Raw genomic sequence first — 880 nt, forward strand, 5'->3', positions numbered from 1 at the left:
CGGGGTTAATGTTAGTGCATGATGGGTCGTGGGGCTACGGTGGGTGTGGCCTGCGGAGCTGGTCTGGGTTGCGCAGCCGGCCATAGCACTACCTCGGGTGCGGGTGGCTTGTAGCCGAGCGATGAGTGAGGGCGCACTGTATTGTAGTGTCGGCGCCAACTCTCGATCACCGTCTGCGCTTCCTTGAGCGTGTAGAAGATCTCGCCATTGAGCAGTTCGTCGCGGAGTTTCGCATTGAAGCTTTCGCAGTAACCGTTCTCCCAGGGACTGCCCGGCTCGATATAGGCTGTGGTTGCGCCCACAGCACCGATCCAGTCGCGAACCGCTTTGGCGATGAACTCGGGCCCATTGTCGGACCGAATATGACCCGGCACCCCGCGCAGGATGAACAGGTCCGAGAGCACATCGATGACGTCGACGGCTTTCAGTTTCCGGTTCACCCGGATGGCCAGGCACTCGCGGGTGAATTCGTCGATGACGTTGAGCATGCGGAATTTGCGCCCATTGTGCGTGCGATCCTCGACGAAGTCATAGGACCAGACATGATTGGGATACGCGGGCCGGAGACGGACGCACGATCCGTCATTGAGCCAGAGCCGCCCCTTCTTCGGCTGCTTGTGCGGCACTTTCAGCCCCTCCCGTCGCCAGATCCGTTCGACCCGTTTGAGGTTCACCTTCCAGCCGGCCTCCCGCAGCAGAGCGGCGATGCGCCGATAGCCGTAGCGGCCGTACTGGAGGGCCAGCGCGATGATGTCGGCGGTCAAGGCCGCCTCGTCATCGGCTGCGGTCGGGATCTTACGCTGCGTGGAGCGGTGTTGACCCAGAACCCGGCAAACCCGTCGCTCGGACAGGCCCAGTTCTGCGATCACATGATCCACGC

1 protein-coding gene is annotated in these 880 nt (G+C 62.2%); it reads right to left on the reverse strand.

Features of this window, described 5'->3' with window-relative positions; translation table 11 throughout:
* Nucleotides 1–11: 11 nt before the first annotated feature.
* Nucleotides 12–880 (reverse strand): IS3 family transposase (locus tag AB4097_RS21475; protein WP_442043329.1); only part of this gene is annotated, 869 nt, incomplete at its 5' end.

It is taken from the genome of Microvirga sp. 2MCAF35, from assembly GCF_052115545.1.
Lineage (GTDB): Bacteria > Pseudomonadota > Alphaproteobacteria > Rhizobiales > Beijerinckiaceae > Microvirga.